Origin of the sequence: Sinomicrobium soli (assembly GCF_003285545.1) — a bacterium.
Taxonomy (GTDB): domain Bacteria; phylum Bacteroidota; class Bacteroidia; order Flavobacteriales; family Flavobacteriaceae; genus Sinomicrobium.
In genome coordinates this window covers 1-13,577 of the sequence record NZ_QLNV01000014.1, presented here as the reverse complement: position 1 = coordinate 13,577, position 13,577 = coordinate 1, and the positions used below count along the sequence as shown (strand labels likewise).

11 protein-coding genes are annotated in these 13,577 nt (G+C 32.8%); 3 read left to right on the top strand and 8 right to left on the bottom strand.

Annotation, left to right across the window (positions count from 1 at the left end; all coding sequences use genetic code 11):
- Nucleotides 1–2: 2 nt before the first annotated feature.
- The 6 genes from DN748_RS15215 to DN748_RS15190 form a co-directional block, all read right to left on the bottom strand.
- Complete coding sequence (locus DN748_RS15215; protein WP_161554574.1) at nt 3–2,069, bottom strand: N-6 DNA methylase; 2,067 nt, start codon at nt 2,067–2,069, stop codon at nt 3–5.
- 2 nt (nt 2,070–2,071) lie between these two features.
- Nucleotides 2,072–2,368 carry a helix-turn-helix domain-containing protein gene (locus DN748_RS15210; protein ID WP_112372694.1) on the bottom strand — a complete coding sequence of 99 codons (297 nt, stop codon included), beginning with the start codon at nt 2,366–2,368 and terminating at the stop codon, nt 2,072–2,074.
- 210 nt (nt 2,369–2,578) lie between these two features.
- Nucleotides 2,579–3,466 (bottom strand): restriction endonuclease, encoded by an 888-nt coding sequence (locus DN748_RS15205; protein WP_112372693.1) that lies wholly within the window; start codon nt 3,464–3,466, stop codon nt 2,579–2,581.
- Nucleotides 3,467–3,581: 115 nt separating this feature from the next.
- Nucleotides 3,582–4,556: a hypothetical protein gene (locus tag DN748_RS15200; RefSeq protein ID WP_112372692.1), complete on the bottom strand. Its 975-nt coding sequence runs from the start codon at nt 4,554–4,556 to the stop codon at nt 3,582–3,584.
- A 178-nt stretch (nt 4,557–4,734) separates the two neighbouring features.
- Nucleotides 4,735–5,316 (bottom strand): hypothetical protein, encoded by a 582-nt coding sequence (locus DN748_RS15195; protein WP_112372691.1) that lies wholly within the window; start codon nt 5,314–5,316, stop codon nt 4,735–4,737.
- A 38-nt stretch (nt 5,317–5,354) separates the two neighbouring features.
- Entirely contained in the window at nt 5,355–7,163 is a 1,809-nt protein-coding gene (locus tag DN748_RS15190) for a hypothetical protein (RefSeq protein WP_112372690.1), read from the bottom strand.
- Between the two features lie 735 nt (nt 7,164–7,898).
- Between DN748_RS15190 and DN748_RS15185 the strand changes: the two genes are divergently transcribed.
- Genes DN748_RS15185 through DN748_RS15175 form a run of 3 tightly spaced genes read left to right on the top strand, consistent with a single transcriptional unit; the run spans nt 7,899 to nt 10,874 of the window.
- A complete protein-coding gene (locus tag DN748_RS15185; protein WP_112372689.1) occupies nt 7,899–8,834 on the top strand; it encodes an ABC-three component system protein in 936 nt (311 codons plus the stop codon).
- A complete protein-coding gene (locus DN748_RS19440; RefSeq protein ID WP_112372688.1) occupies nt 8,831–9,070 on the top strand; it encodes an ABC-three component system middle component 8 in 240 nt (79 codons plus the stop codon). The genes DN748_RS15185 and DN748_RS19440 overlap by 4 nt, the downstream gene beginning before the upstream one ends.
- The gene (locus DN748_RS15175) at nt 9,060–10,874 is read left to right on the top strand and encodes a DUF2326 domain-containing protein (RefSeq protein WP_112372687.1); all 1,815 of its coding nucleotides are present in this window, start codon (nt 9,060–9,062) and stop codon (nt 10,872–10,874) included. Before DN748_RS19440 ends, DN748_RS15175 begins: the two co-directional genes overlap by 11 nt.
- Before the next feature lie 29 nt (nt 10,875–10,903).
- Here the strand turns inward: DN748_RS15175 and DN748_RS15170 are convergent, their stop codons facing one another.
- Nucleotides 10,904–11,599 carry a hypothetical protein gene (locus DN748_RS15170; RefSeq protein WP_112372686.1) on the bottom strand — a complete coding sequence of 232 codons (696 nt, stop codon included), beginning with the start codon at nt 11,597–11,599 and terminating at the stop codon, nt 10,904–10,906.
- A 59-nt stretch (nt 11,600–11,658) separates the two neighbouring features.
- On the bottom strand, nt 11,659–13,410 hold the full coding sequence (locus DN748_RS15165; protein WP_161554573.1) for a helicase-related protein: 1,752 nt from the start codon (nt 13,408–13,410) through the stop codon (nt 11,659–11,661).
- Between the last annotated feature and the right edge of the window lie 167 nt (nt 13,411–13,577).

Genomic DNA, 13,577 nt, shown 5'->3' with positions numbered 1-13,577 from the left:
ATTTACGCTTCAACAATTTCTTTTAATAGATGCTCGGTTTCTTCCTCAATCTTGAAAATATCGGCAGATATTTCCTCTAAACTCCTTGGGGCTTTGTGCTGGTAGAAGTACTTGGCAAAGTTTATTTCATAGCCAATTTTGGTTTCGCTCTTTTTATACCAGGCACCCGCCTGCCGTTCAAAAGACTTTAATTTTTTATCTTCATATTGTTTTTTTAGCCAATCTCTACCTCTTCCCGTCTTTAAATAATCTTCCCTCTCTACGGCATCTTTTCTTGTTTGAAATATTTCCCAATGTATAATTTCAACAGGCAAATTCTTTGCTGTCCAACTAACCTCACCATTTTCATGTTCTTTCATTCTTCTTGGGAAATCTTTCGTTTGGCCTTTATAGAATGAACCATCCGCACATTTCAATACATAAACACAAAACTCTCCTGAAATTGGCTTTTGGGCGGGCAGGTCCGGCACAAAAGGGGTGACCTCTTTGGCAAAAAAAGCATCAATATCATCCTTCAAAGGAATGTTTTCCTTGTCTTTTAAGGAAGTATCGCTTTTGGGGTTGCCTCTTGAATCCTTGATGATATGGCCTTCTTCATCACGCTGCGGGCGGTGCACGGTTATCTGGCTGTAGCCAAAATCTTCATTATCGAGAATAATGCTATGTTCGTTGTTCTCGAAGTGCAAAAACAGGTCGGTAATCTTGCGGATATGGTCTTTGCTAAACTCCACCCGCTTTTTACCCAATGGCTTGCGCATTTTGCTGTAGAATTGCTCAGAGGTAACATTGATGAGTTGCAGTTTCCCTTTTCGTATTTTCTCCTTCTTGTTGTTCAGGATAAAAATGTAGGTGGGAATGCCGGTGTTGTAAAACAAATCGTTGGGCAGAGCAATTACCGCTTCCAATAAATCATTCTCAAAAAGATACTTGCGAATTTCGGTTTCTCCTTGCCCTGCATCTCCTGTAAACAATGCCGAACCATTATGAATAGTTGCTGCCCTGCTACCCAATTCGCTGTTGGTTTTTAGCTTGGAGACAATGTTCATGACAAACAGTAATTGACCGTCATTTACTCGAGGAACGCCTACTGTGAAGCGAGGGTCAATGATATCTTTTTTATCAAGTATAGCATCTTTATCTACTTTCCATGTTTTCCCATAAGGTGGGTTACTAATCATGAAATCAAATTGCAGGTTAGGAAAGCCGTCTTTGCTCAAAGTAGAGCCGAAAGCAATCTTCTCCGGGTCTTCATCTTTTATGAGCATGTCTGCTTTACAGATAGCATAAGTTTCCGGGTTTACCTCCTGACCGTATAAGTGGAAAGTAGCTTTTGGGTTAAGTTTTTTGGCAAAGTGTTCTGCTTCTGTAAGCATACCACCACTACCACAAGCAGGGTCGTAAATCAGATAAGTACCGTCTTTAATCTTTCCTTTGAGGGGTTCAAAAATCAAGTGGGTCATTAAACGAATAATCTCCCGTGGGGTAAAGTGTTCTCCCGCTTCCTCGTTGTTCTCCTCATTGAACTTTCGTATCAATTCTTCAAACACATAGCCCATACCCAAATTGGTCAAGCCTTCCATCACCACATTGCCGTCTTTATCAGTCACCGGAACCGGGCTTAGGTTGATGGTGCTTGAGCAGAACTTTTCTATCAGCGGAAATGTAATGTTGCCTTCTTCTAAGGTCTCCAACTGGTTTCTTAACTTAAACTTACTGATGATGTCCTGCACATTGCTGCTAAAGCCATCTAGGTACGTTTCTAAGTTTTGGCGGATGTTCCCCGGCTCGTTAAGCAACCTTTTGAAGGTGTAGTTGGAGGTATTGTAAAACACATAACCGCTGGTTTTGCGCAATTGAGCAGATTGGTTGTCAATCTTCATTTCATTCAGTTTTTGGTGCATCTCCAAAACTTTGTCTTTTGTAGGCTCCAAAATGGCATCCAGTCTGCGCAGTACGGTAAACGGTAATATTATATCTCTGTATTTTCCACGTGTATAGACATCACGTAACACATCATCAGCAATACTCCAGATGAAATTAACAATGGCGTTATGTTGTACTTGATTCATTCTTATTTAATAACAGATTGTTTTAATTCTTTTTTAGCAATTTTTAAGGCTTCTAGCGCCAGATCTTCATTTTCTATTAATTTATAAATTTGATCAGCCAGCCATAAAGAAAATAATTGATTATAATCCAATTCAAAAATCTTTGCTAACAATGTAATATATTCCCGTTTAGCGGTTTTTTCACCCCTTTCTATCTTGCTGAGCAAAGCTGTGTCAATATCCAATTCGGCAGATAAATGCCTGAGTAGCATTTCTTTTTCCTCTCTTTTAGTCCTGATAAGCTCTCCAAACCTATTCATAAAGATATTTGTTAAAAAATGATTTGTTAAATATAGACAAATAGGAAATATACAAGAGTAAAAAATACAACTCTTTTGTATAGGGTTGAGCGGGCAAAATGGCATGATTTAATATCGTGTGATTCTTTTAGAAAGAAGGTAAGAGGATGATGTGTATTAAAAGAGTATAGAGAATGTCTAAACACCTATTATTATTAAAATTGGATAACCTTACTTTTTCTTCCCGGTATCCATATAAGGCTCAAAAAAAGGCAAATCAACTTCATAAATGATTTTGGGAGTGAGCCCGAGTTCTACTTTCTGAAACATCTCCACAAGTTTTTCCCCGTCCACCAGTTCTACCTGAGGGGCGCCGTCTCTGTTGGCTTCCCTGACGGCATCGGATGAAAAAGTACCCGTAGTCATAATAATTCCTTTTTCGGCCCTTCCTATCATGGCGTTTCTAAAATCGCCTACCTGGGCTCTCGAAACGGTTCCTTTATACCGCTTGCATTGAAACAATACTTTAAAACTTACAAAAGGGTTCATCTCCAAAGTACCGTAGCCGTCAATACCGCCATCGTGAGATTGCCCGGTGACGACTACATTTTCAAATCCTGATTCCCGTAACAACCTTTGGCAGATTTTCTCGAATCCGTGGGGCGTTAAACTCTGTAATACTTCCAGTAAATCCGTTTTATTACTGGTTTGGGCTTCATCCGGTTCCGTTTCTTCCTGTTCGTTGATAATTTCTTTTTCGGACTTATTTTTTCTGGCTTTTCTATGGATATCCACCCATTTTAAGAAAATCTCCCTGGCCTGTTTTTCGTTAAGCTGCGTCTCTTCTCCTTTGGGAGTCAAAGCCCAAATACCGTGCTTGGAAGAATCTAAATAGCCTTCCCAAACCAGGTACTGCCTGGCCCAAGCCACCTGATTATGAAATTTGTTTTGTCCCGAACTCAAAACTTCTTCCAGTTTTTTGTCCGGAATATGGAGATTTTCGGCAATTTTCTCCGAAACCTCTCTGGGCTTTCCAGAGCCTCCCAAATGCCGTAAGGCATCTAGTAAAGGCCCAAACCATTTCACAAATTCTGCTTGTCCACTTCTTTTCTTTGCCATTTTTTATTGGTATTTCTGCCAAGCCATAAATATAGTGAAGTAATAGATTGTACAGGATAATTAGATAGCTGTTCTAATTCGCATAATTAACTATACACAAAATTTTAAATGCTGTTTATTCGAACATTTTTTGCTGTCTGTCCATTTCGCCTTTGATAGGAACAAGTTCTAAAAACCTTATTCTTGGCCTTTTCTCTATATACTCTCCTTTTTTATCTTTTCGGTCAATGAACCCTTTGATTGTACAATTTGTAAATAACTTATTTTTGTCCTTGCTGATATTCCCATGTTCCGGGTAACAGGTTAAAATGTGTCCAAAATATTGAAATCCGATAGTGTTGGAGTTTTCATTTCCACGAGTTACATGTCCGGTGATTTCGACATACATGCCGTGTTCGAATTCTGGGAACAAGATTTCATCTTCCTCCTCGGGCTGGTAGAAAATTGCTTTATCGATATATCCTATGGTAACTTTATCTGCATCGTCTCTGTCATTTTTTTCGTCATCGGCAAAATCTATCACGAACTCTCTATCTGGTTCAATTGGTTTTGCAATCTTCGAGAATAAATTTGATGGTAATTGAGAAAATAAATCAAGATAGGTTTTAGGAATAAATAATAGCTCTCCGTTTTCATTGGGAACTCCTATAAATTGAACTCCGTTTTCTTCTTTGAAAGTCACATTTTCAAAGGTTTTCTTTCTAGTAGTTCCAAGGTGTTTTGCAAGTTGAATACACCATTTAATTGATTTGATAATTCCTTTAAATACGGTTTTGAAACCAACATCCTTAAAATCAGATTTTGCCATTTCTTTTACTGCTGTCACAGTATAAGTAGTGGCACCTCCTCCCATTATAAGATAAAGCCATTCTCCTATATTTTCCGGGATCAGCGCTTCCCAACTCCCTTTCCTGACCCGTGCGGGTATTTCAAAATCAATTTTTGCTAAATCAGGGTTTTGTCGATAAAGGAAATATCTAAAAAGTTCATCAATTCCAAGTAGGGCGTCTGCCGATTTTCTCAAATCTAAATAACCATTTTCGATAGCTTCTCCTGAATATTTGAAATATGCTAAATAATCTTCCTCCATTGGTTGGTTTTGGTTAGTCGGTGTATAATGATTAGATTAAATATACTGCTATTTTGTAATATGCATTTAATCAATATACTTATGATTGATATATCTGAGGTATTCCATAGACAATTATTCTCCTCAGTTTGTAAAATAAAATGGTACTCGCTAATGACAGTTTAACGGTTAACAATTATCACAACCCGCTCTTTTTCCCAAACACAGGTCTTAACTCATCCCAAATCTGCTGCTCAATGATTTCCACAGCGAATCTTTCAAGTTTTTCATTATTTGTCGTTTTGATTTCATAGGTTTCGATGTTTACATTATAATTAAAACCTTCATCCCATTTGCATAAATGAAGACTATAAACCCTTGTCCCCATAATCCCTAAATGATTTTTTATTCTGGTTACGAAATCGGTTGTAGAACTTCCTACATAAATGGTGTTGGAATTTATGTTTTCCCTGTTGAATCTTGATAAATTGACCCTATCGACGTTCTTTGTTTTCAGGTCATTACTCTCCCTAAAGCACTTAAATTTCCTTATGAGCTCTTTCCTGGCCTTATCATCGGGAATGCTGATAATATAGATTAGAGGATACTCGTTTTGTTTTATCTTTTTTACCGGACCTCCTAAAGTATTTTTATCCCTGAATTCCGAAGAGCTAAAAACAATGGTTTGAAAATGTTCTAAACTGGAGTTGGAAATTTTATCGTTTAGTGTTTTAATAAAACTTAATGATTTGGTTTTTATTTCTTTCAGGTTGATTGCCATTCTTTTACGACTATGGATTAAAATGTTGTCAATTTCCTTTATGGTTTACAGCAAATGTAAATCTCTGCTCCGACTTCGTAACAACTTGAAACGAGAGAAGAAATAAACCAAAGTATCTGAATAACTTCATTTCGTTCAGCAAAATCTTCGGCATCCCTCAATTTATTAAGTCTGTCTTCGAGTTCTGCTTTTGAGATGAAATTGATAACTAAAATAACTTTCTTTTTTAGGTTCGGATATGTTTTCAACGTTTTGCAGTATTCGATTGCTTCTTCTACACCATTACCTTTTCTTAGTCTTGTTATTCGGGTTTGGATATGGTTATTTCTATATGTCTTTGACCAATGGTTTTGTTTAAGTGGCCATTGATTATCCGAAGGGCTAAGATTTCCTAAATTCTTTTGAGCTTGCCCTATTATGTCTTGAAAGGCTGAAGCTGAAAAGCTAGAATCTTTATATTTTGAATGATAAAATGTAATACTTTCCTCATTTAATGCAATATGATCTGCCCACTCTTTGCTTAAATCATCACAAATGAAATATTCTGACTCTACCATAAAAGTGTTCTCTACAAACCCAAAAATGGAATCATCAGTAAAAGCTGTTGATTCAGCGAAGAAGTCTCCTTTTTCGGATGTGACGTGTTCCAATTCTTGATAAGGAATGAAGACTTTCAAAAAAGAATCTATATTGCTTAGGAGTCTGCTGTCTTTAAATAATTTTCTATTACTATATACCAAATCAGGTGAATCAAAAGTGACAATAAAACTATTGGTCCAATTGAAATAGTGAAGTATAGGATAAACAACATCTTCTGATAGCTGAATACAAAGATTAGCTAATTTTCTTGATCGAAGTGTTATGGATTTGGGATTGAGTGATATCTGCAAATCATGGATAGATTTATTCTCAATTTTATACTGTATTACACCGCCTTCCTCTACAGACACAATTTTTAAAAGACGTTCAAAGTTATTTAAGACTTTTAGAATATTGACAGGCCTTTCTTTTTCGCCATTTACTATAAAACATCTTTCAATTCTGTTATCTTCAAAATCAGCATATAGCTTGGATAAGGTAATTAAAATTGCTATTGGTTGTAAATTATTCTTTTCCTCTGAATAATCTAGAGGGGTAGCAAATGAAGAAAGAAAACTTGATTTAGGTTCAAAGGCTATAATCCGATTAATAATCTCATGAGACCAATTAATGAAAGTGTCTAGATTGTTTTTAGTTCCGAATTTATTTATTCTTGATGAGTTTAAAGAAAGAGAAGTTTTACCATCTTCATTATTGACTCTTAAATTATTAAGAATATAACTCTGTAACCCTAATGTCGACAGGTTTTCCTTTAAGTCTATGGATTCCAAACTCTTTTGGCGTATGGACTTGTCAGAAATATTCATGTTATTCATTGATAATTTCTCGAAAGTCGTATCGTCATTGGTAAATATTGAGGTCAATACATTATAATCGATTGGTAAGAACATTTTCAAAAAATCCTTAATTCCGGAGATATTTCTTTTTGCTATTACTAAATGATCTTTAAAATCAATTAAACATATATAAGCTAATTTCCTTTCCTCCCATCCTTCTACAGCATCATCTATAAAGGTGGGCTTTTTTTCATATTTGAATACTGCTATAGAATAGTAGACAAACTCATTTTGGTTTATTTGATGTCTGATTTTTAGTTCATTTAGAAGAAAATTTCCCTTTTTTTCTCGTGAAGCATCTTTAAATGTACTTTTTATTAGCCGCTTACTGATAAATCCTTCCCTTTCTTTCAAAAAGAAATAAGCATTTTCATTTAGAATAATATTTTCTATTAGCTCTTGTTTTTGCATAGGCATGATGTTTAATGATCCTAGCGTTTAATGCACGTTTCATTTCGTTCAGTGTGTAAATAGATATTGCCATAAAGAAAATAAATGTTTGTACAATTGCTTTGTGGATTCCCGTAAACTCAATCATTTTTCCCAAAAAATCAACCAACAAAACCAACAAGAAAAACCATCCAAAAACAAAGAATCTCATTCCGGGCAAAAGTAGGGGGGAGTGCATTGCTACTTCACTAAAAAGGTAGCAATACGCTTAAAAATATAGTAAAATATCAATAATATAATGGCAGACTATGAATTTTTATGCAATCCCTCAGTCTCTCCAAATCACTTGGATTATCCATTGTATGTATCATACTCTATGGCAATTGCTACACAAAACAGCAGCTGCAAGACTTTGTAGGGCACGGAATCGGGAAGGCTTCTAAAGATAGCGTTGGAGCCCCTCAGAGAGGAGTGTAGCGTATAAACCCTGTTATGGATGTAAAGCTACGAAGTCGGAGACGTTCGCAGAGCTTGCAATACTTCGAAGAGCGGGGGTTTTATTTATACTTAGTAGCTTTAAAGATGTTTATGTGTATAAAAAAGTTTTTCTTTTAGATTATACTAAACATGAATTAATTAAGAGACATGTAATGATTTTTAGGCTAAAAAATGATTAGGTTAGTATTTACTCATAACTATTAAAGCAAATTGATGTATAATTATATTTGTGTATATTCACAAAGACAAAATTTTTGAATGGACTATAGATTAGAAATACTTAATGAAGATACTTTTGAAAAATTAGTAAATAGAATTTGCCAATCTTTATTTGGTATTGCTACTATATCATTTGCGAAAGGTAAGGATGGAGGCCGGGATGGTAAATTCACCGGAACTGCTACAAGATTTCCATCAGATAAATCTCCTTGGAAAGGAAATTTTATCATTCAGGCTAAACATACTAGTAACCCAATTGCTTCTTGTAATGACAGTAATTTTAAGAAAATTCTTGATGAAGAAATTGTAAAAGTAAAAAAACTAAAAGATAACGGAGAAATAGATTGTTATATAATTTTCACCAATAGAAAATATTCGGGTGTTTCAGGAGAAAAATTATTAGAAAAAATTAAAAAAGACTCAGGGCTTGAAAATGTTTGTATCATTGGTAAAGAAACTTTGAATGACCAATACATTAAACCTAACAAAAGTATAATTTCTGAGTTTCAGTTGGATTTAAATCATATTCCTTTTGAGTTTTCTGAAGATGATATCAAAAATATTATTTTAGAATTTCATAATGAATTACCTAGAATCAAAACAAACTTGGAGGCAGAGGTGAACAGGGTAAAATTTAATTTTGATAAAATAAAAATTGAAGAAAAGAATAAAAAAAATGAATTAGGACAAGAATATTATGAAAATGAAATTTTATCTCATTCTCTTCAAGATTTCGATAAAATTGAATCCTTTTTATCTGATCCGAGAAATGAAGATTTAAAAGAGCAATATTTTGATATTGCTGCTGAATTAAGAAACGTGATCCAAATAAAAAGAAGTAATTTTGTACTGTTTGAAGAGGTTTTTGTATTCATCTATAAAAAAATATCAGATGGCAATACAATAAGAGGAAAAAGACATATTTATAAGCTATTGCATTTTATGTATTATGAATGCTTAATAGGAATTAAATGATTAGACCAGACAGACATACCAATCCCGAGTTCTCCGTACTAAACATTAGTTCTATTATTTTATCAGAATTAAATACCTTTTATCCTATTCAATATGATACTTTGTTGAAAAAAGTTACTGAAGTATTGGGTGAAGAAGCAAAAATAAATTTCCCGTATGCATTGAATTTCTTGTTTTTATTAGGAAAGTTAAATTACGAACAATCGACAGATTCTTTTAAGTCAAATGAAGCTTAGTAAACTTTACTGCAACGATGATAGGTTTAAAAATGTTAGGTTTAACCTCAGAGGATTAAATGTAATCTATGCTGATGTTGTTACTAACTTGAAAGATAAAAAGAATTCTCATGATTTAGGTAAAACTAAACTGGCTGAATTAATTGATTATCTTTTGATAAAAAAAATAGACAAATCCAATTTTCTGTTAAAAGCTATTGATGAGAAAGGAAAACAATTATTTAAAAGTCACATATTCTATTTAGAAATTCTTTTGAATTCCGGAAAATTTCTAACCATAAAAAGAAGTCTAGAGACTCCTACTAAAACATCTATTAGTATAAATGAACAGACCATAAATGGTTATATACCTCCACTCAATTGGGAATATGAAAATTTAGGGATTAAAGCTGCTAAGGAAATACTTGAGTTCTACTTCAACTTTGACTTTTTTAAAAACAAACCTTATGATTATCGAAAGGCAATAAATTATTGCATTCGTATGCAACCTGATTATGAAGATGTTTACCGACTTTCAAAGTTTAAAGGAGGCAAAGATGTTGATTGGAAGCCTTTTATGTTTGATTTGCTGGGATTCGATGGTAAAATTCTCAGAGAAAAATATATTAATAACAATAAACAAGAAGAGATTGATAATCACATAAAGCAATTAAAAAAAGATTTTTCCGTAAATGATGCCGACAGAGATGAAATAATAGCTCAGATAGGATTACAAGAATCCAAAGCTAAAGATGCAGAAAACAAAATAGACCAGCTCAATTTTTATGAGCAGGATAAGCATTTGATTGAAGAAGGGATTGATCAGATTGAGAATAAAATTTCTGAACTCAATAGCTTGTCATATAATCTAAATTTTGATATCAGTAAACTTCAAAACTCAATTAAAAATAATTTTTCATTTGATCTTCCAAAGATAGAACGTGTTTTTAAAGAGTCAAAAGTCTATTTTCCAGATGATTTAAAAAAAGATTACAGTGATCTTATCAAGTTTAATGAAGAATTAACGAAAGACAGAAATAGACTTTTAAAAAAAACAATAGCGGAGAAGAGTAAACAATTACATGAGATAAATGCTGATCTAAAAGAATTGAGTCTCAAAAAAGAAAATTTATTGGGATTTCTGACGGATACAGATACTTTCAGGAGGCTTAAAGATTATCAAAAAATATTAGCGAGAATTGAATCTGAATTAATTCAATTAAAGGAGCGTTTAAGAATAATTGATAGAATTGTAGAATTAAATAACGAAAAAGAAGAGTTAAAAAAAGAAATTGAAAATACAGTTAAAGAATTAAAAAACATAAGTAACCATACCGAAAAAAACAAAAAATACAATTTGGTAAGAACCTTGTTTTCAAACTTCTTTAATGAAGTAATGGACGAGGATACTTATATTTCCTGGTCCTTGAACTCTAGCAATAATGTTGATTTCAAGCCGCCTACCATAAAAACAAAAGATCAGTTTTCTAAAGATACGGCAAAAGATGAAGGAAGAACTTATAAAAAAATCCTTTGTGTAGTATTTGACTTAGCTATATTGGTAGCTTACAATAAAGAATCTTATTTCAGATTTGTTTATCACGATGATGTTCTTTCTCAACAGGATAACGGTATAAAAATAAGGTTGTTAAAACTAATACATGAGGTTACATCAACCTATGATATTCAATACCTCTTATCTGTTATAAAGTCTGATTTACCAACTAATGAAAAGGATGAACCAATTTATTTTGATCAAAAAGATATCGTTCTTGAATTGAATGATAAGAACGCGTCAGGAACTCTATTTGGATTTGAATTTTGAGTTGTGTGCACTTTTTCAGGAAGATTAAATTAAATACAATCTTTTAATTCTTCATTAATTTTATCCTTTTCTTTTTTTATAACCGAAATGGAAGTTTCTTTAATAAATCTCCATTTTTCAATATGATGTTCAACAGAAAAAGCACCATGAAAATCAGTATATAAATGGAGCCTATTGCGTTTTAAGTTTATCTCCTTCAGGTAATACACTAATTTTTTGTCCAGATTAAGTACAGACTGATATTCCTCATTAAGCGTATGAGAAAAGTTTATAGTAGCCATACTTTTTGCCAAACCATTAAACTCTGTTATATTCCTGCGTACCGTTATTTCCGGATAACCGTCTAGATAAAAATCGGATATTTTCACTGGTTTCCCCGCTGATTGTTGTTTATATAGTTCCTTATTAAGCTTACTGTGCTCTATTTTATGAATGAGTATTCCTTTTTTTACCAAAACAGCCTTGTTCAGCGTTTCAAAGGCTGTTATAATTTTTATATAATCAATTAATTTTTCGTAATAGGAAGCATTCCAGTAAATCTCCTGTTTGTCTTCTTGTTTATCCGAGCGAAGTTGTCTGCAATACTCATCAAAATGTGTAAATATGTAAACACTCTTTATTATTCTATATGCATTTGTTATCAGGTTCCAAAGTGATCTTGTTTTAGGGTAATCCTGATTTGAGTATAGCTTGTGTGCTACATTGAGTTCATCGGATGTATTCATAAGAGTTAGGTTATATAGACAGGTGATTTTGTATGTCTAAAATTAAACAGCTATTATTTTTATACATTGTTGCTACCAGTATTTTGTTCAGTAATTATTCTTTCGACTTTCTTAAATATACTCGATTCATAGTTGTCAAATGAATTTTTAATTTCATTACTTCTTTCCTCATTTTCATAATAATCAATAATGGAAGAAGGTACTCCAAAATCACTTGCAATTCTACCTTTTTCCGTAAATGCATTGTATTCTAGTTTTGTTAATAATCTATCTAATCCACTTACTTCATCGATGGGTTGTCCTGTCTTTTGAAAAATGAAGAATTTATACATAATATTAAAAACACCTAGGTACTTGACTACTTGGTATTTTAGTGTACTATATACAAATTCAGAAGTTTCAGAAATAGCCTTATCAACCGGTAGCCCTTTGCCTAGTTTAAAATTTACAGAACCTCTGAAACCACCTTGTAAATAGAAATGTACCAAGTGCGTAAGTGTCGAATAACCCCCATTTTGACCTTTATATTCAATTAAAAATTTCAACTTTTGGTTTTTAACTAGTGATTCAAGAATGTCAAGAATTATTTGAAATCCATCATAGTCAATATCCATTCTAAAATTGATATATCTAATCAACCTTTTAATAGCTTCTAATTCAGCTTTGCCTAATAAGGCAATTTTGTCGTAAATCTCAATTTTATCTTTCCTACCTATAACTTTATATAAATTAAATACTTCATCTGGAATGTTTCTATCCTGTTGAAGTTGGTTAATATCCATTATTTTAGTTTTATCGTGTTCAGTTAGATATTCTTCGTCAGTATAGAATAAATCCACTTCATCTTTTGGGGAATTTATATCATAATTTTTATGTTTTATCCCTTCTGATTCAGAATGTATTATTTTCATAAAATCGTTTTTGAGGATTATAACCCTACCGTTGTAATGATGTAAAAATCTACCAGCTCGACCAGCTATATTTTTAGCATCAAACTTTTTTAAAGGTTTATTCCCTTTTTGGTTATGAAGGACGATTAAATTTTTGGCAGAAGTGTTAACTCCTTCGGTAATTGTTGTTGTTGAAAGTAACACCTTTAGTAATCCTTGGTTAAAAAGTGAAACTGTTTCTTTTTGAATATATTTAGGTACAAGTCCGTGATGTATTCCAATCCCTTTTCTTAATGCATTTATTAATATCCATTCTTGGTTGAAGTTCTCAGATATATGATTTATGAATTCATCATAACCTTCGTTGCTGTGGTTGTTTAGTAATCCTGAATTTATTATTGTCTTAGCATAGGCTTCTACAGAACTTCTCGAGTAACAATAAATTACAGTGTTTTCATTAATGTCAAAAATTTGATTTAAGATTTCAATAAGTCTGTCGTTTTTCGAACTTTTTTCAAATGTCAAATCAAAATTGTAATCCAAAACATAACTTTTTTTACCTTTTACATCACTATAGGTCTTGTTTACTATCTCATAGTTATTATAATCAATCAATACTATTTTATTCTTTTCTAAGAATCTATCAAAAGAACGATTATAAACTTCGTCATTAGGTTTTGAAAATTCAATATATGGACCTGCTAAAAGTGTATCAACATCTTTTTTTAACGAATAAAAGACTGCTAATCGGTAAGCAACATCTCTTTGATTTTCTCTAACTTCTTCGTCAATGATATAATCGTTATCAATTTTGTACACCTCGTCAACAAATGCGAAATTGAAATCTATTTCACCCTCTCTTTTTTCGATAAAGGACAAATAACGTTCAGGTGTATAAATGAATAGATTTTTATCATCCAAATTTTCAACTTCACTTAGCGTATGAATGGAATATTTTTCAACGAAATATTTATAATTTTCGTCAGAAATTAATCTTTCAAGATTTTCCGATTGTAGCCTTCCCTCTTTTAGGACACCGCTAAATTCGATAAATAATTATTATTTAGTTCAGATTTGATGAAGAATTT

Excerpts from the sequence above, each read along its gene's own strand:
- DN748_RS15215 (WP_161554574.1), bottom strand. The coding sequence starts at position 2,069 with ATGAATCAAGTACAACATAACGCCATTGTTAATTTCATCTGGAGTATT.
- DN748_RS15210 (WP_112372694.1), bottom strand. The coding sequence starts at position 2,368 with ATGAATAGGTTTGGAGAGCTTATCAGGACTAAAAGAGAGGAAAAAGAA.
- DN748_RS15205 (WP_112372693.1), bottom strand. The coding sequence starts at position 3,466 with ATGGCAAAGAAAAGAAGTGGACAAGCAGAATTTGTGAAATGGTTTGGG.
- DN748_RS15200 (WP_112372692.1), bottom strand. The coding sequence starts at position 4,556 with ATGGAGGAAGATTATTTAGCATATTTCAAATATTCAGGAGAAGCTATC.
- DN748_RS15195 (WP_112372691.1), bottom strand. The coding sequence starts at position 5,316 with ATGGCAATCAACCTGAAAGAAATAAAAACCAAATCATTAAGTTTTATT.
- DN748_RS15190 (WP_112372690.1), bottom strand. The coding sequence starts at position 7,163 with ATGCAAAAACAAGAGCTAATAGAAAATATTATTCTAAATGAAAATGCT.
- DN748_RS15185 (WP_112372689.1), top strand. The coding sequence starts at position 7,899 with ATGGACTATAGATTAGAAATACTTAATGAAGATACTTTTGAAAAATTA.
- DN748_RS19440 (WP_112372688.1), top strand. The coding sequence starts at position 8,831 with ATGATTAGACCAGACAGACATACCAATCCCGAGTTCTCCGTACTAAAC.
- DN748_RS15175 (WP_112372687.1), top strand. The coding sequence starts at position 9,060 with ATGAAGCTTAGTAAACTTTACTGCAACGATGATAGGTTTAAAAATGTT.
- DN748_RS15170 (WP_112372686.1), bottom strand. The coding sequence starts at position 11,599 with ATGAATACATCCGATGAACTCAATGTAGCACACAAGCTATACTCAAAT.